This is a genomic window from Bradyrhizobium sp. (assembly GCF_019244115.1).
Taxonomy (GTDB): Bacteria; Pseudomonadota; Alphaproteobacteria; order Rhizobiales; family Xanthobacteraceae; genus Bradyrhizobium.
On sequence record NZ_JAFATE010000651.1, the window covers coordinates 1 to 17,144 of the forward strand.

17 protein-coding genes are annotated in these 17,144 nt (G+C 63.4%); 11 read left to right on the plus strand and 6 right to left on the minus strand.

Annotation, left to right across the window (positions count from 1 at the left end; translation table 11 throughout):
• On the minus strand, positions 1-642 hold a 642-nt coding region (locus JOZ76_RS28375), incomplete at its 3' end, for an SMP-30/gluconolactonase/LRE family protein (protein WP_291704329.1).
• A gap of 92 nt (positions 643-734) precedes the next feature.
• Here JOZ76_RS28375 and JOZ76_RS28380 point away from each other — a divergent pair.
• The 6 genes from JOZ76_RS28380 (at position 735) to JOZ76_RS28405 (ending at position 7,763) form a co-directional block, all read left to right on the plus strand.
• Positions 735-1,553, plus strand: a complete 819-nt coding sequence (locus JOZ76_RS28380) for an NAD-dependent epimerase/dehydratase family protein (protein ID WP_291704331.1) — start codon at positions 735-737, stop codon at positions 1,551-1,553.
• 107 nt (positions 1,554-1,660) lie between these two features.
• Entirely contained in the window at positions 1,661-3,367 is a 1,707-nt protein-coding gene (locus tag JOZ76_RS28385; RefSeq protein WP_291704333.1) for an IlvD/Edd family dehydratase, read from the plus strand.
• Positions 3,368-3,608: 241 nt separating this feature from the next.
• Positions 3,609-4,610: a TRAP transporter substrate-binding protein gene (locus JOZ76_RS28390; protein WP_291704335.1), complete on the plus strand. Its 1,002-nt coding sequence runs from the start codon at positions 3,609-3,611 to the stop codon at positions 4,608-4,610.
• Between the two features lie 104 nt (positions 4,611-4,714).
• Complete coding sequence (locus JOZ76_RS28395; RefSeq protein ID WP_441300117.1) at positions 4,715-5,713, plus strand: TRAP transporter substrate-binding protein; 999 nt, start codon at positions 4,715-4,717, stop codon at positions 5,711-5,713.
• A gap of 128 nt (positions 5,714-5,841) precedes the next feature.
• Entirely contained in the window at positions 5,842-6,426 is a 585-nt protein-coding gene (locus tag JOZ76_RS28400) for a TRAP transporter small permease (RefSeq protein ID WP_291704337.1), read from the plus strand.
• Positions 6,423-7,763 (plus strand): TRAP transporter large permease, encoded by a 1,341-nt coding sequence (locus tag JOZ76_RS28405; RefSeq protein ID WP_291704338.1) that lies wholly within the window; start codon positions 6,423-6,425, stop codon positions 7,761-7,763. The genes JOZ76_RS28400 and JOZ76_RS28405 overlap by 4 nt, the downstream gene beginning before the upstream one ends.
• A gap of 148 nt (positions 7,764-7,911) precedes the next feature.
• On the opposite strand, the gene JOZ76_RS28410 is transcribed toward JOZ76_RS28405, so the two are convergent.
• The 3 genes from JOZ76_RS28410 to JOZ76_RS28420 form a co-directional block, all read right to left on the minus strand.
• Complete coding sequence (locus JOZ76_RS28410; RefSeq protein ID WP_291704340.1) at positions 7,912-8,493, minus strand: histidine phosphatase family protein; 582 nt, start codon at positions 8,491-8,493, stop codon at positions 7,912-7,914.
• 498 nt (positions 8,494-8,991) lie between these two features.
• Positions 8,992-9,573: a histidine phosphatase family protein gene (locus JOZ76_RS28415; RefSeq protein WP_291704342.1), complete on the minus strand. Its 582-nt coding sequence runs from the start codon at positions 9,571-9,573 to the stop codon at positions 8,992-8,994.
• Positions 9,570-10,370, minus strand: a complete 801-nt coding sequence (locus tag JOZ76_RS28420; protein ID WP_291704344.1) for an enoyl-CoA hydratase/isomerase family protein — start codon at positions 10,368-10,370, stop codon at positions 9,570-9,572. The genes JOZ76_RS28415 and JOZ76_RS28420 overlap by 4 nt, the downstream gene beginning before the upstream one ends.
• A 255-nt stretch (positions 10,371-10,625) precedes the next feature.
• Between JOZ76_RS28420 and JOZ76_RS28425 the strand changes: the two genes are divergently transcribed.
• A complete protein-coding gene (locus tag JOZ76_RS28425; RefSeq protein ID WP_291704346.1) occupies positions 10,626-11,846 on the plus strand; it encodes an NAD(P)/FAD-dependent oxidoreductase in 1,221 nt (406 codons plus the stop codon).
• 111 nt (positions 11,847-11,957) lie between these two features.
• Here JOZ76_RS28425 and JOZ76_RS28430 read toward each other — a convergent pair whose 3' ends face one another.
• Together JOZ76_RS28430 and JOZ76_RS28435 are read right to left on the minus strand one after the other, a co-directional pair.
• Positions 11,958-12,869 carry a ribokinase gene (locus JOZ76_RS28430; protein WP_291704355.1) on the minus strand — a complete coding sequence of 304 codons (912 nt, stop codon included), beginning with the start codon at positions 12,867-12,869 and terminating at the stop codon, positions 11,958-11,960.
• A gap of 27 nt (positions 12,870-12,896) precedes the next feature.
• Positions 12,897-13,790 (minus strand): sugar kinase, encoded by an 894-nt coding sequence (locus JOZ76_RS28435; RefSeq protein ID WP_291704347.1) that lies wholly within the window; start codon positions 13,788-13,790, stop codon positions 12,897-12,899.
• A gap of 314 nt (positions 13,791-14,104) precedes the next feature.
• On the opposite strand from JOZ76_RS28435, the gene JOZ76_RS28440 reads away from it, so the two are divergent.
• The 4 genes from JOZ76_RS28440 to JOZ76_RS28455 form a co-directional block, all read left to right on the plus strand.
• Positions 14,105-14,953 carry a VOC family protein gene (locus JOZ76_RS28440; RefSeq protein ID WP_291704357.1) on the plus strand — a complete coding sequence of 283 codons (849 nt, stop codon included), beginning with the start codon at positions 14,105-14,107 and terminating at the stop codon, positions 14,951-14,953.
• A 156-nt stretch (positions 14,954-15,109) separates the two neighbouring features.
• The gene (locus JOZ76_RS28445; RefSeq protein WP_366938638.1) at positions 15,110-15,769 is read left to right on the plus strand and encodes a TetR/AcrR family transcriptional regulator; all 660 of its coding nucleotides are present in this window, start codon (positions 15,110-15,112) and stop codon (positions 15,767-15,769) included.
• A 227-nt stretch (positions 15,770-15,996) separates the two neighbouring features.
• A complete protein-coding gene (locus JOZ76_RS28450; protein ID WP_291704358.1) occupies positions 15,997-16,806 on the plus strand; it encodes an ABC transporter permease in 810 nt (269 codons plus the stop codon).
• 34 nt (positions 16,807-16,840) lie between these two features.
• A partial coding sequence (locus JOZ76_RS28455; RefSeq protein ID WP_291704351.1) for an ABC transporter substrate-binding protein occupies positions 16,841-17,144 on the plus strand: 304 nt, incomplete at its 3' end.

Genomic DNA, 17,144 nt, shown 5'->3' on the forward strand with positions numbered 1-17,144 from the left:
CGATTCGACGATGTAGAGGATTTTTTCGTCCGGCGAGAAGGCGAGCCCATTCGGCCCCAAAATGCCGTCGGCGACGATGGTCGCCTCGCGGGTGGTCCCGTCGAGACGATAGACGTTCATCGCGATCTCGGGTTCGGCCTTGTAGCCCTCGTAGTTGCCGAGCAGGCCGAATTCCGGATCGGTGAACCAGATCGAACCGTCCGATTTCACCACGACGTCGTTCGGCGAATTGAGCCGCTTGCCGTCGAAGGAATCCATCAGCACGGTGATGGAGCCGTCATATTCGGTGCGCGTCACGCGGCGGCCGCCATGCTCGCAGGTAACGAGCCGACCCTGGCGGTCGCGGGTGTTGCCATTGGCGAAATTGGACGGTTTTCGGAAGATCGAGACCGCGCCGGTTTCCTCCTCCCATTTGATGATGCGCTGGTTCGGAATGTCGCTGCACAAGAGATAGCGCCCGTCGCCGAACCAGACCGGGCCCTCGGCCCAGCGCAGGCCGGTGGTGAGCCGTTCCACGCAGGAGAGCTTCAGCCAGTATTTTTCGAAGCTGACATCGAGGACGTGGATTGCGGGATCGGGGTAGTAGGTCGCCGGTCGCCAGCCTTGTGAGTGACTATGGTCGTGGGAATTCGCATCGGACATTTGCTGTTCTCGTTGGTTTTTCCGCGCCGGTTAGTCTGCTATCACTCCCTCCGACCGACCGCAAACCTGCGGGTCTTTAGAAGAGGGACGAAATGCCACGAATATTGATGACCGGCGCCGCCGGGGGGATCGGAACGAGCCTGCGCAAGCTGCTGCCGCCGATCTATCCCGATCTCATGCTCAGCGATCTCAAGGCGCCGGCCGATCTTGGCAACAACGAGACATTCAAGGCGGCCGATCTCGCCGACCTCGCACAGGTCGAGGCGATCTGCGAGGGCGTCGACGGCATTTTGCACTTCGGTGGCTATTCGGTCGAAGGTGCGTGGGACCCCATTCTCCAGGCCAACATCATCGGCGGCTACAACCTGTTCGAGGCGGCGCGGAAGAAGGGCGTCAAGCGCATCGTGTTCGCCTCGTCGAACCACGCGGTCGGCTTCTACCCGCGCCATCATCGCATCGGCACCGACGTCACGCCGCGGCCGGACAGCCGCTATGGCGTGAGCAAGGTGTTTGGCGAGGCTCTTGGCGCTCTCTATGCCGACAAGCACGGCTTGAAGGTGACCTGCATCCGGATCGGCAACTTTGGCGAAAAGCCGCTCGATCACCGCCGCCTTGCGATGTGGCTCAAGCCGGAAGATCTGGTGCAGCTCTGCCGCATCGGGCTCGACCACCCGGACATCCATTTCGAAATCCTTTATGGCGCGTCGTATAACGAGCGCACCTGGTGGGACAATCACCGCGCCTACGATTTCGGCTATCGCCCCACCGGGCGCGCCGAGGATTTCCGCGAGCACGCCATGGCCGAGCAGGCAAAGCTCAAGCTGGATCCTGTCGGCGACTTCTACCAGGGCGGCGCGTTCTGCAGCATGGAGTTCGACGGCGACAAGAGCCGGATCATCGACTGGAGTTAAACGGATGTCATTCCGGGGCGCCTCGAAGAGGCGAACCCGGAATCTCGAGGTTCCGGGTTCGACGCTTCGCGTCGCCCGGAACGACTGTGCGAAGCAAAGAGGCCGCAATGACCGACGGATTGCGCAAGGGACTGACGAGCTATGGCGACGCCGGATTTTCGCTGTTCCTGCGCAAGGCCTTCATCAAGGCGATGGGCTATTCCGACGATGCGTTGGACCGCCCGATCGTCGGGATCACCAACACGTTCAGCGACTACAATCCCTGCCACGGCAATGTCCCTGACATCATCGAGGCGGCCAAGCGCGGCGTGATGCTGTCGGGCGCTATGCCCTTCGTGTTTCCGACCATTTCGATTGCCGAGAGCTTTGCCTATCCGACCTCGATGTATCTGCGCAATCTGATGGCGATGGAAACCGAGGAGATGATCCGCGCCCAGCCAATGGACGCGGTCATCGTGATCGGCGGCTGCGACAAGACGCTGCCGGCGCAGATCATGGCCGCGGTCTCCGCCGACCTGCCGACGGTGGTCATTCCGGTCGGACCGATGGTGGTCGGCCATCACAAGGGCGAGGTGCTGGGCGCCTGCACCGACTGCCGCAGGCTGTGGGCAAAATATCGCGCCGGCGAGATCGACGATGCCGAGATCGAGGCGGTCAACGGACGCCTCGCACCCTCGGTCGGCACCTGCATGGTGATGGGCACGGCCTCCACGATGGCCTGCATCACGGAAGCACTGGGGCTGTCGCTGCCGATGAGCGCCACGATCCCGGCGCCGCATGCAGAGCGGTTTCGGTCGGCGGAGGCCAGCGGCCGGGTTGCCGCCGCCATGGCCAAGGCGAGGGGACCGCGGCCCAGCGAGATACTGACGCCGTCAGCGTTCCGCAACGCGCAAACCGTGTTGCAGGCGATCGGCGGCTCGACCAACGGCCTGATCCATCTGACCGCGATCGCCGGCCGCTCGCCGCACCGCATCGATCTCGATGCGTTCGACCGACTCGGCCGCGAGGTGCCAGTCCTGGTTGACCTGAAACCGTCGGGCGAACATTACATGGAACATTTCCATCATGCCGGTGGTGTTCCCAAGCTGATGGCAGAGCTCGGCGAGCTGATCGATCTCGACGCCCGCACCATTTCGGGCGAAACCCTGCGCGAGATCGTCGCCAGGGCCGAGGAGGTGCCGGGCCAGGACGCAATCCGTGCGAGAGACAAGCCGATCAAGGCCGAGGGCGGGCTCGCCGTGCTACATGGCAATCTCGCGCCGCGCGGGGCGGTCATCAAGCAATCGGCGGCGAGTCCCAAATTATTGCAGCACACCGGCCGCGCGGTCGTGTTCGAATCGGTCGAGGACATGACGGCGCGTGTCGACGATCCCGCGCTCGAGGTGACGGCTGACGATGTCCTGGTGCTGCGCAATGCCGGGCCGAAGGGCGCCCCTGGCATGCCGGAGGCCGGTTATCTGCCGATCCCGAAGCAGCTTGCGCGTGCCGGCGTCAAGGACATGGTGCGCATTTCCGACGCGCGGATGAGCGGCACCGCGTTCGGCACCATCGTGCTGCACATCACGCCGGAATCGGCGGCGGGCGGGCCACTGGCACTGGTGAGGAATGGCGACATGATCCGGCTCGACGTCGCCGCCCGCCGGATCGAGCTTTTGGTCGATGCTGCGGAGCTCGACAAGCGGCGTGCGGCGCTGCAGCCGCGGGGCACGCCGAAATGGGCGGGCCGCGGCTACGCGCATCTCTTCAACGCGACCATTTTGCAGGCCGATGAAGGTTGCGATTTCGACTTCATGCGCCGCGACGGGAAGGGGTAGGGGCTCGCCAAGACATTCCATTGTCATGCCCGCGAAAGCGGGCATCCAGTATTCCAGAGACGGCAGTGCTTGAGCCGATGGGCCGCGGCGTACTGGATCATCCGCTTCCACGGATGATGACAGCTGTCTATGTCGAGCGGGGGAGTGCCGTCCATCTCGCACCTGCGTTCTCGCCCTCTGATTGACATCCCGCCAAGGCCGATGGGATGATCAAAGAAAAGGCAATCACAGGGGGAGGACGATGCTGAGCTTGAACAGGGTTTTCGCCGCGGGCCTCGCCGCATTCGCCATTCTCGCCGGCACGGCCGCCGGTGCCCAGGAGGTGAAGCATTATCGCTTCGCCTATGATCAGCCCAAGACGACCGGCTACGGCGTGCTCGGCGATATTTTTGCCGACAAACTGAAGGAGCTCTCAAAGGGCACGATGCTGATCGACCAGTATCCCGGCGCCCAGCTCGGCCAGGAGCCGCAGGTGCTGCAGCTCGTCAAGGCCGGCGACGTCGAGTTCTGCATCTCCTCATCCGCCAATGCTGCGACGCTCTCGCCGCAGGCCGGCGTGATGTCGTTGCATTTCCTGTTCCGGAACGAGGCGCATCTGATCAAGGCGATCGCCGATCCGGAAGTTTCGAAGGCCGTGAAGACGATGATTTCGGAGACCGTGCAGGGCGCTCGCGTCATCGGGCTCGCTACCCTCGGCCTGCGCAGCATGTATTCCAAGCGCGAGATCAAAAACATTGCGGATGTGAAGGGGCTGAAGGTCCGCGTGCAGGCGACACCGACCGAGGACACCACCTTCCCGGCCTATGGCGCCCAGATCGTGCACATGCCGTTCGGCAGCGTGTACACCTCGCTGCAGACCGGCGTCGTTGACGTCGCCGAGAACGGCGTCAACGTCTATCTCGCCAACAAGCATTATGAAGTGGCGCCGGTGCTGTCGATGACCGAGCACGAGGCCAACAATTCGCTGGTCTGGATCTCCGACAAGCTGTGGAACAGTCTGACGCCGGAACAGCAGGGCTGGGTGCAGGCGGCGGCCGACGAGGTCAACAGCAAGCAGCCGGCGAAAGCGATGGAGCTCGAGCACCAGTCGCAGGACAAGCTGAAATCGATCGGCGTGAAGGTCGTCACCGACGTCGACAAATCCGGCTTCGTCGCGGTGGCCGATCCGCTGCTCGACAAGCTCGCGCACGACCTCGGCCCGCATGCGGAAAAGATCAAGAACCTGATTCGCGCAATCAACTAGCGTCGGGACGACATTGGAGCGTTTGTCACAAATCCCCCGTCCCACGTTCAATTGACAATTTGCCGACGGCGATGGGATGATGAAAGAAAAAGGGGAGGGACTCCATGAGAGGCCTGAGGATGTCTTTAGGCGCGGCCACAGCAGTGGCGATCACGCTCGCCAGCGCGGCCAGCGCCCAGGAAACAAAACATTATCGCTTCGCGCACGATCAGCAGCTCAATTCCGGCTACAGCGTCGCTTATGACATCTTCTCGGCCAAGCTCAAGGAGCTCTCCAAGGGCACCATGCTGGTCGATCAATATCCCGGCGCCCAGCTCGGGCAGGAACCGCAGATCCTGCAGTTGGTGAAATCGGGCGATATCGAGTTCGCGGTGGTCTCCTCCGCCAACACCTCGACGATCTCGCCGCAAGCCGGCGTGATGTCGCTGCACTTTTTGTTTCGCAACGAGGACCACATCATCACTGCGCTGGCCGATGAGAAGGTTTTTGCCGCGATCCATGACATGATCGACGACACCGCACCGGGCATCCACGCGATCGGGCTGGCCACCCAGGGATTTCGCTACATGTATGGCAAGAAGGAGGTGCACAAGGTCGACGACGTCAGAGGCTACAAGGTGCGCGTCCAGGCGACCGCGACCGAAGACACCATGTTCCCGGCCTATGGTGCGCAGACCGTGCACATGCCGTTCGGCAGCGTCTACACGTCACTGCAGACCGGGGTGGTCGATTTTGCCGAGAACGGGATGAACGTCTATCTCATCAACCGGCATTATGAGGTCGCGCCAATCCTGTCGAAGACCGAGCACGAGGCCAATAACGCGATCGTCTGGATCAGCGACAAGCTCTGGCAGAGTCTGTCGGCCGAGCAGAAGCAGTGGGTGACGGCGGCTGGGCGCGAGGTCAGCCTGCAGGAGCCGAGGCGCGGTTTCGAGCTCGAGCATGTGGCTGCCGGCAAGCTCGAGAAGATGGGGGTGAAGATCGTGCCCGACGTCGACAAGCCCGGCTTCCAGGCAATTGCCGATCCGTATCTCGACAAGCTGGCCCACGACCTCGGGCCGCACGCCGAGAAGATCAAGACCCTGATCCGCGCGATCAATTAGTAAAACGGTCGTCATGCCCGGGCTTGACCCGGGCATCCACGTCTTTTCTCAAGATGGATTTGAGACGTGGATGGCCGGGACAAGCCCGGCCATGACGGAGAGCAATGTGGTGACGGAGCTCCTGGAAGATGGCCATTGCCGACAAACTCGTCCTGCAGCGGCAGCGTCATCTGAAATGGCGCGCGCTCGACCGCCTCGAACTCGTGCTGATGATCCTGTGCGGCGCCCTGTGCTTCGGCTTCTCGCTGTCGGTGACCGCCGACATCGTCACCCGCACCATTGGTCATCCCTGGCTGTGGCTGCAGGAGGTCACGTCTACGCTGTTCATCTACGCGATCTTCATCGGCGCGGCGGTCGCGACGCGGCGCAACGATCATCTCTATCTGACCGCGATTGCGGAAGCGATGCATGGCACTGCGCGAATGATCGTCGAAATTGCGATCCGCATCGTCGTGCTCGGCGTGGCCTTCTGCCTGATCTGGTATGGCTATCAGAACTATCTGAGGGGATTTGGCAGCTTTCGGCTGCCGTCGGGCACGCCGATCGCCTCGCTGTATGCGATCATCCCGCTCTCCGGGATCCTGATCGCGCTGTTCACGGTCGAGCAGCTCGTCAACGGCCTGCGCAACGGCTTCGAGCATCCAGAGCCGCGTGAAGACGACACGCCAATTCCGCCGCTCGACACGGCCATCGCGCCGGAGGTGCGGCCGTGAGCGCACCCCTCGTCCTGGCGCTGATGTCGTTCTGCTTCCTGTTCTTCGGCTATCTCGGCGTGCCCGTGCCATTCTCGCTGCTGGCCGGCGTCTTCGTCGGCGCCACGCTCGCCGACGTCTCACTCGCGGCGATCGTCCAGAAGATCTTTGACGGCGTCGATTCCGAGGCGCTCCTGGCGATCCCGTTCTTCCTCCTGGTCGGCGAACTCATGAGCTCGGCCAACGTGGTGGTGCGGATCGCCAATCTCTCGGTGTCGCTGGTCGGCCATATCAGGGGCGGGTTGTCGCAGGTCGTCGTCGTGTTCAGCATGTTTTTCTCGGAGATGTCGGGGTCGACCACGGCCGATGTCGCTGTGATGAGCCGCGCGCTCGGCGGACCGATGCGGCGGGAGGGCTACAAGCCCGCCTTCATCGCGGCGATCATCGCCTCGGCCTCGACCATCGCCGCGCTGGTGCCCCCGAGCATCACCGCCGTGGTCTATGGCGCGGTCGGCAACGTGTCGATCGCGGGGCTGTTCATGGCCGGCGTCGTGCCGGGCTTCATGATCGGCTTCGGGCTGATGATCTATTGCTATTTCTTCGGCCCATCGGGATTGCGCAAGCCGCGTGCGCCGCTGCGCCAGGTTGCGCTGGCGACCGCGGATGCCGCGCTGCCGCTGATGATCCCGGTGATCCTGCTCGGCGGCATTTTGACCGGCTGGTTCACGCCGACCGAGGCCGGCGTTGTCGCCGTGGCCTGGATCATCATCGTAGTGATCCCCGCGCTCAATCGCGGACACCTGAGGAAGATCCCCTTCGACTTCTGCCTTGCCGGCCTGATCTTCTCGCTGCCGCTCATCACCATTGGAGCCGCGAATGCGTTCGGCTGGATGCTTGCCTATTTGCGCGGCGCGATCTACATCGCCGATTTCATCACTGGGATCGCCGGCAACGACCCGCGGCTGATCATGCTGCTGATGGTGCTGTTGTTCACCGTGGTCGGCGATTTCATCGAGCCGGTGCCGACCATCATCATCTTCATGCCGCTGGTGAACGCGCTGACCCAGGCCGGTGACATCAACGGCGTCCATATGGGCGTGGTGCTGATCGCGACGCTGGCGTTTGGCCTGATCACGCCGCCTTACGGCCTCGTGCTGCTGATGGCGTCGAAATTCGTCGGCATCAGTTTTGCCAGCGCGCTGCGTGCCGCGTTGCCGATCTATGTCGTGTTCTTCTTCACCATCACGTTCACGATCTTCTTCCCGAGCGTCGTGCTGTGGCTGCCCAAGCACGTCATTCCGGAATCGGTCGGCTGCTTCAAATCGCCGGCGGGAACGGGCTATATCTGCCCGAACTGAGCCTGCATGCGTCTCGTAAGCGTCAGATCTCCTCGACGGCCCACCCCTTTTCGTTCGCCCATTGTGGAGGGGAATGTCGATGCCGTCGCCTCCGTTGCGCACGCCCTTCCCCTTGCGCGTGGATGTCATCGCTGCCGTGCGCTGGCCGCTAATGGACTTCATCGACGACCCATCCGGTCTCCGTCGGTGCGAAACGAAACGGCGTTCCATGGCGGTTATGAAACCACTTGCCGCACAGCGCCGTCGACAGCGCCTGCATCACCACGAAATGGCAAACGAACAGGATGGTGGCCCCAGGACGTGCGTCGAGCCAGTTGCCGACACAGCGCAGCGTGCGTTCGGTGAGATGCGGCCACGGCTCGCTATCCGGCGGCATGATGGAGCTCAGGTCCTCGGCCGACTTGAGATTGTGCGCGCGCATGGCATCGGCGATCACCTGTCCCTCCAGGCTGCCGTAATCGAACTCGACGAGATCGTGATCGACGGCGACGGGCGTCGCCGAAGCCGCCGCAATGATCTCGGCGGTCTTGAGCGCACGCTGCAGCGGACTGGTGACGATCTGGTCGAAGCGAAGCCTCTGCAGCCGCCGCGCGACCGTAAAAGCCTGGGCGATGCCCTCGTCGTTGATGGGATTGTCGGTCCGGCCCTGGAAGCGGCCTTCGCGATTCCAATCCGTGGCGCCATGACGCAGACAGAAAAAAGTCCGTGACGGCGCGCTTCCGAGGTTCACGACTTCCTCTTGTTGGTAAACATTCACTGCAATTCGGACTCTTCTTTATACGCTCGATGATAGCGTCGCGCTTGGCAAAGGATCCGTGCCTCGCGCGGCGCGACGAGCGTACAATGAATGAGCACTTTGGTAGCAGTTTGGTCGCGATGAGGCTGATAGCGCTCTTGTGCAGCCGGACGACAAGTCAGAGTGTGGCGGCATTCGAAGCGGACGCACAGATCTGTGTCGCAATTGGCCGTCGCAGCGATGGCAAAGCTGCGCGGTAACACTGGCTGCCGCACGGTAAGACAGTGTTGCGCGCGGCTCGATCGAATGCCCTGGGGCTGCACTCCAACACCATCGGTGACACCGCTCGTCTCGGTCACGGCAACGGCCTCACGTTCGAGAGAACAACGCAGACCTTCTCAGTCGCGACGCAGCAATCGGCGAAAATGGGGCGAGCCGGAGGCCGGGGAGCCCGCATCACTTCACCGCGAGTTCAATCGGGCGAATACTGAACTAGTAGATCTCATCCACGACCCAGCCCGCGTCTGTCGGAGCAAAACGGTATGGTGTTCCATAGCGGTTGGTGAACCACCTGCCGCACAGTTTCGTCGACAGTGCCTGCATCATGAGGTCATGGGAGACGAACAGCACGGTGCCTTGCGGGCAGTCGGCCACCCGCCTGCAGACACATCGCAGCACGCGTTCGCAAACCGATGCCCACGGCTCGCTTTCGGGCGGCAGGATGGAGACGAGGTCTTGCACGGTCTTGAGCCCGTGCGCGCGCATCGTTTCCGTGACCCCCTGCCCTTCGAGGTTGCCGTAGTTGAACGCGATGAGGTCATCGTCGGCGGCGACCGGCGTCGCCGACGCCGCGGCGATGATCTCCGCGGTCTTCACCGCGCGCAGCAGCGGGCTGGTCACGATCTGGTCGACGTGCATGCGGCGCAGCCGCCGCGCAATCGCAAAGGCCTGTGCGATACCCTCGTCATTAATGGGATTGTCGGTGCGGCCCTGGAAGCGGCCATCGCGATTCCAGTCCGTGGCGCCATGGCGGGCAAACAGGAATGCGCGCGATGGTGTGGCTGTGGCGTTCACGTTTTCGCCTTGCTGGTGAACTTCTTCACGGCCGCGCGAAACTCGTCGGTGTGCATGCAGTCGATGATGGCATCGCGTTCCGCATCGAGCTGCTGCTCGATCGGTGTGACCGGCGCACGGTGGATCAGCGCCTTGGTCGTCGCCAGGCCCGCCGGCGCCTGTTGTGCCAGGCGCAGCGCGAGCTCGCGTGTCGCGGCCTTCAACTCCGCAGCCGGAGCGAGTCTTGCGACCAGGCCCCAGTCATAGGCCTGCTGCGCCGTAAAACTGTCTTCGGCGAGATAGATCTGGAGCGCGCGCCGCACGCCGACGGCTGCCGCGACGCCGACCGTGCCGCCGCCGTCAGGCGAGACGCCGAGCTTTGCGTAGGCCGGCGTGAAACGGACATCATCGGCGGCGATACAGAGATCGGCGACGAAGGCAAGCGATAGGCCGGCTCCTGCGGCCTGGCCGTGCACGCTCGACAGCACGATCTTCGGCATCCGCCGCAATGTCGCGATGAAGGCATGATAGTGCTTCAGCAGTTCGCCGACGACGGGCGCGATCGTGTCCGCGGCCGCGCCGATCGTCTGCAGATCGCCGCCGGCACAGAAGGCGCGCCCCGCGCCTTCGATGACCAGCACCTTGATCTCGTCGGACGCCTCGACTTCGGCGCCGAGCTGTTCGAGCTTTTTGGCGATCGCGAGATTGATGGAATTGAAGGCCGTTGGGCGATTGAGGGTGATCGTGGCAATCGCACCTTCGACCCGAAGCAGCGCCGGATCATCGGGATGCGAGTGGCGAGGTGCTGACGTCGACATTGCCAATCCCGGCAAAAAGGAGTCGTGCAAATAAATCGAAGGTAACAGGTGACATCTTCTGGCAACTTTGCAAGATGCCGAGGGTCCATCTTTATGGGGATCGCGCCCTTGCGCCGGCGCAACCGATAGGGCCAGAATGGCAGCTTGATCGTTCAGGACGCGGCCACGAGCGCCGCGCTGCCCGGTCGCAAGCCGAAATCAGCGGAGAAAAGACGACATGGGTCATTCCTGTGCGCCGGCAGGGCGGCTGTCGCCATGATGCAAGGGCCGGTTGTAATCGTAGGCGCGGGACACGCGGGCTTTCAGGTCGCCGCCTCGCTGCGTCAGCTCGGTTTTGCCTCACCCGTTTACCTGGTCAACGACGAGGGCCATCTGCCCTACCAGCGGCCGCCGCTTTCCAAGGCCTATCTGAAGGGAACCGGCGGCCCCGACACGCTGATGTTCCGCCCGGGAAAGTTTTTCCACGACCAGACGATCGAGCTGGTCGCCGGCCGTGCCGTCACGATCGACCGCGCCGGGCGCAAGTTGAAGCTCGCCTCCGGCGATCAACTCGACTACGGCCACCTGGTGCTGGCGACTGGCGCCCGGAACCGGCTGATCGACCTCCCAAACGCCAACCTGCCCGACGTGCGGTATCTGCGTATCCTCGACGATAGCGAGGATCTGCGCAGCCGTCTCGGCTCGAAGACGCGCGTGGTGGTAATCGGGGCAGGCTTCATCGGCCTCGAGTTCGCCGCGACCGCGCGGATCAAGGGGCTTGAGGTCGATGTGCTCGAGCTGGCGGGCCGGGTGATGGCGCGTGCGGTCACCGCGGAGGTGTCAGAGTATTTTCAGGCGCGCCATGCCGCTGCCGGCGTCCGCATCCATCTCGGTGTGCAGGCGACCGCGATCGAAGCTGATGGTGACAAAGTCACCGGCATCAGCCTCAGCGACGGCCGGCACATTCCCGCCGATCTGGTCGTGGTTGGTGTCGGCGTCCTGCCCAATGTCGAGCTCGCCGCCAATGCCGGGCTGCCGGTCGCCTCCGGCATCATCGTGAGCGAGCGTCTTTTGACCGCGGATCCGCACATCTCGGCGATCGGCGATTGCGCATTGTTTGCGAGCCCGCGCTTCGGCGGCTCGCTGCGGCTGGAGTCGGTGCAGAATGCGACCGACCACGCGCGCTGCGTGGCGGCGCGGCTCGCGGGCGACGACAAGCCCTATGACGGTCATCCCTGGTTCTGGAGCGACCAGGGCGACGACAAGTTGCAGATTGCGGGGCTCACCACCGGCTATGACCGGGTGGTGCTGCGCGGCGATCCCTCGCGAAAGGCCTTTTCGGCGTTCTGCTACCGGGGTGAGCAGCTCGTCGGCATCGAATCGGTCAACCGCGCCGGCGAGCACATGTTCGGCCGCAGGCTGTTTGCTGCGGGCGGTTCGATCACTCCGGAGCAGGCGGCAGACCCGAGCTTCGATTTGAAGAAGGCGCTGGGTTGAAGCGCGTGTTGAGTTGACGACTTGGTTTCGGCCGCGCGTTTCGGTTGCCTGTCCCCGCAAGCGGGGAGAGGGAGCGCACTCCGATGCGGCTCATGTTTGCCCGAAACTCATCTAGCAAAGAAGCGCGGCAACTTCTGCCCTGGTCGGCATCGAGGGCGCCGCGCCCATCCGCTGCACGCAGATCGAAGCGGCGATATTGGCAAAGCCGAGCGCTTCGCGCAGCGGCGTGCCTTGCGCAACCTGCGTGGCCAGCGCGCCGACAAAGCAATCGCCGGCGCCCGTGGTATCGACGGCCTTGACGGCGCGAGCCGGCACGAGCAGTGGCGCGCCGTCGATCAGGGCCAGCGCGCCGCGCTTGCCGAGCGTCACGCAAACGATCTGGTCCGATCGCCTCAGCACCGATTGGGCAGCGTCCGCAAACCGCGCGGGCTCGTCGGCCTCGTGCAATTCTGTCTTTGCCAGCAGGCCGAGCTCGGTCTCGTTGAGCACCAGAATATCGATCAGATCATGCAGCGCGAGGTCGAAGGCACGCATCGGCGCCGGGTTGAGGATCGTTGTCGCGCCGGCGGCGCGGGCCCGCGCAAAGAAGGCGGCGATTGCGGGAAGCGGGATTTCGAATTGGCTGACCGCGACATCGCCCTTGCTCAGCGCGGGCCCCGCAACATCGTCGGTACTGAGCAGCCCGTTGGCGCCGGGTATGACGACGATGGTGTTGTCGGCATCGGCCAGCGTGATGATCGCCGTGCCACTATGGGCATCGGCAGTCTCCGTCACCGAGCTCACGTCCACGCTCTGGCTCACCAGAAACGCTCTCAGCTCCCTGCCGAAGGCATCGCTGCCGAGCCGCCCGATCAGCAGCGTCTGCGCGCCAAGCTTTGCCGCCGCGACGGCCTGGTTAGCGCCCTTGCCGCCGGGGAAATATTTTATGGACGTGCCGGCGACGGTCTCGCCGACGCGCGGGTGGCGCTCGGCGAGCGCCACCACGTCCATATTGATGCTGCCGGCAACGACGACACGCCCCATCAAGCTGCCCAATCTTTTTTTCGCGGACTAAACCCGCATCTCGAATTCCTGCCTCACCGTCTCGATGTCGGCAAGGGTCGGCAGTCCGGCCTCATTGCCGAGGCGCTGGATCTTGTAGCTCGAGGCTGCGCGCGCGAAGTCAAAATGCTCGCGCCAGCCGTTGGCGGGATTTGCAAGATAGGAATAGACATAGGCGCCGTGAAACACATCGCCTGCGCCATTGGTGTCGATCACGCGCTCGCGCGGGATCGGCAGCGCGGGAAGCGATTGGACCGTTCCGGTCTCGTCATACCAGAACAGGCCCTTCTCGCCCATGGTGATGCCGCCGACCCGGCAGCCCCGGCCTTTCAGATAATCGAGCATCTTTGTTGGCGTCAGGTTCATCTGCTCACAGAGGCGCTCGGCGACGATGGCAACGTCGATGTATTCCAACAGCTCATGGGTATTGCTGCGCAGGCCGCCGCCGTCGAGCGAGGTCAAAATTCCGGCCTCGCGGCACAGCTTGGCATAGTGCATCGCTGCATCCGGCTGGTGGCCGTCGATGTGAAGGGCGCGGCAGTTGCCGAGATTGAGCAGCGGGAAGGGATGGATGTGCTTGTCGTCGCGGCAGCGCACGATCGCCCGCTTGCCATCCTTCGGCATGATGAACGACAGCGAAGACGCGTTGACCTTCCGCGGATGGATCGAGATGCCATATTTGGCGCTCATGTCCGTGAACATCCGCCCCAGCCAGTCATTGGCCATGGTCGCGATCAGGTCGGGCACGATGCCGAGCTTGGCGCAGCAGAACGCGGCTGTGACCGCGTTGCCGCCGAAGGAAACCGCATAGGCTTCGGCCACGTGTTTTTCGTCACCGGTCGGCAGATGGTCGGTGATGAAGGTAACGTCGATATAGGTCTGTCCGATGAAGAGGGCCTGCATAGAATATCCGTCATGGATCGTTGGGGTGGTCCCGGCGGCAACGCACCATAGCGCGGTTCAGTCGTATATGACGCGCTGAAATTATTCGCAAATCCGTGGTCTGCCCGCTTGAGATCGGCCTGGCGTCGGACTACCACCAAAACGCTAGGTGACGCTCCGGAACGACCACAACACCCCGCCGGAGCCGGTGGTTCCGACCCGCAGGGGGAGCGATCGATGACCGTCAATATCGGTCTTGATTTTGACGCTGCCGCGAGGCCGTTTAGCGTGCAGGCAACCGATCTTGCAAGTCCCATCGCATGCAGGTCATGCCCATGATCACCGGTCTCGATCACATTGTCGTCCTGCTCGAGGACATCAAGGCCGGCGCTACCGCCTATGAGCGGCTGCTCGGTCGGGCGCCGTCCTGGCAGAATTCGGGCGAGGGCGCCGATCGCGTGCTGTTCACGCTCGACAACATGACGCTGGAACTGATGGCGCCCACCGGCTTCAGCGTGGCTGCAGATCGCATCCGCAATGTCATCAAGATCTGGGGCGAGGGGCTCGCCAGCATCTGCTTTGCGACCTCGGACGTCGCCAAAATGCATCGCAGGCTGGAAAGGGTCGCGCTGAAACCGGATCCGGTCGTCGAGGTCGAGAGCCAGGATTCCGTCTCCGGCGCTGTCCTGCACTGGAAACGCACGCGTGCAGCAACCGAGCTGACGCGGGGCGTGCGGATGTTTTTTCTCGAACTGGAAAGCGAACGGCCGCGCTCGGCGGTGACGACGGCCGCGCCTGTACTGGGACTCGATCATGTCGTGGTGTCGACTGAGGATCCCGAGCAGGCTGCCGCACTCTACGGCGCGCGGCTCGGCCTCGACATGGCGCTCGACCGTTCGCACCAGGACTGGGGCCGGCTGATGTTTTTTCGCTGCGGCGACCTCATCGTGGAGATCGTGCACCGGCCGGTCGCGGGCGCCGACCGCCGACACGACAAGTTGTGGGGGCTGAGCTGGCGGGTCGTCGACATCGAGGCGGCACGCGCGCGGCTCATGGCGGCCGGGCTCGATGTCTCCGAGATCCGCGCCGGCCGCAAGCCGGGTACGCGCGTGGCGAGCCTGCGTGACGGCACCTGCCGCATTCACTCGCTGCTGCTGGAACGCACCCCGCCGCAGCCGGACTGATCTGCCGTTTCGAAGTCTGCGATGGACATCGCGTTTCTCAACCGGGCGCGTGCGTGCTACATCGAACGCTCTGGCGATCTGCGGACGAGCACCTTGGCCAAGGCAGTACCGAACAAGGCGAAGCGAAATCAGAAATGGCAGCGCGATCCCGAGGGCATGCGGCTGCGCATCCTGGAGGCTGCCAAACAGGAGTTCGCCACCCATGGCCTGGCCGGGGCGCGGGTCGACCGCATCGCGGTCAAGGCAGGCGCCAACAAGCGCATGCTGTACTACCATGTCGGCAACAAGGACGATCTCTATCTGACGGTGCTCGAAGCCGCCTATGAGAAGATCCGGGCTGAAGAGCGCGGCCTCGACCTCGAGCATCTCGATCCGCCCAAGGCGATCGCGCGTTTGATCGATTTCACCTGGAACTATTTTCTGCGCAATCCGGAATTTCTGGCGCTGCTCCACACCGAGAATCTGGCGCGCGCGCGCCATTTGAAGCGATCCACCAAGGTGAAATCGCTGCACTCGCCGTTCGTCGAACTGATCGGGGCCGTGGTCAGGCGCGGCGTCGCGAGCGGCGACTTCCAGGTCGCCGTCGATCCCGTCCAGCTCTACATCTCGATCGCGGCGCTCAGCTTCTTCTATCTGTCGAACAGCGCCACCTTGAGCGTGATCTTCGGCCGTGACCTGCTCGCAAAAAGGGCCAAGGACGAGCGCCTCGACCACATGGTTCGCCTCGTGCTGGCGGCGCTGACCGGCAAGTCGTTCGCGGTGTTCGACCGGCAGCCCGTGCTGGAACCGCTCGCAACTGCGACGCACATTGCGTAACGCGCACTCCGCTGTCGTCCCCGCGAAAGCGGGGACCCATAACCACCGGCCATAGTTTCGCGCCTGGTACTGACCCCGTGTTTTTACCCAAGAGCTTCCGCGGTATGGGTCCCGCTTTCGGGGGGACGACATCGACGAAGCAATTTTGCCGCACGAAACCCGCTGGACAGTATTTATCCAACGAGTTAATTTCGCCGCACAACGATAAGTCGATGAGGGAGCGTGACGTGGCCGAGGCGAGGGGCCAAAATGCCGTGACGAAGGCGCTGAATGCCGCGTGGGTCAGGCCGTTTCTGTTCCTGATCGTCATCGTGGTCGCCTGGGATCTTTCGATCCGGCTGTTCCATATTCCGGCCTATCAGATTCCGGCGCCCGGCGACGTCGTGGCCGTGCTGCTTTCCGACTGGCCGGAATTGCTGCGACAGGCCTGGCCCACGACCTATGCGACGGTCTGCGGCTTCGTACTGTCGGCACTGTTCGGAGTTCCCGTCGCCATGCTGATCGCGGGCTCGAAGACGGTCGAGAGCTACGTCTATCCGCTGCTGGTGTTCTCACAGTCGGTGCCGAAAATCGCCATCGCGCCGCTGTTCGTGGTCTGGTTCGGGTTTGGCATTGTTCCAAAAGTGATCTCGGCCTTTCTGCTCGGCTTCTTCCCCGTGGTGGTCTCCGCCGTGCAGGGCTTCAAGTCGGTCGATCCCGACATGGTCGATCTCGCGCGCGCCATGCAGGGCAGCCGCTTCCAGGTGTTTCGCGCCGTCAATCTGCCGCATGCGCTGCCGGCGATCTTTTCCGGCCTGAAAGTGTCGGTGACGCTTGCGGTCGTCGGCGCCGTGGTCGGCGAGTTCGTCGGCTCCAATTCCGGGATCGGCTATGTGATGCAGCGCTCGATCGGTACCTTCGACCTGCCGACCATGTTCGCCGCGCTCGTCATCCTGGCGCTGCTCGGCGTCGTCCTGTTCTGGCTCGTCGACCGCATCGAGCGGCTCGTGCTGCCCTGGCACGTCAGCCAGCGCGAGGAGATCATCTTTGCCTCGTAGCGACAATAACAGCAGAACAAACGGGAGGACGATGATGACGCGATGGATGAGTGCGGTGCTAGCCATGCTGGCCTGGGCAGCGTTGAATGTCGCGCCCGCGGCGGCCGCGGACAAGGTCGTGCTGATGCTGAACTGGTACGTCTATGGCGAGCACGCGCCGTTCTATTATGGCAAGGCCAAGGGTATCTACGCTGCTGAAAACATCGACCTCGAAATCCAGGAAGGCCGCGGCTCGGCGGCGACCACGCAGGCCGTCGCCGCCAAAACCGCCGATTTCGGCTATGTCGACGTGCCAACCATGATGCGCGCGGCGATCAAGGGCGCGCCCGTGATCGCGA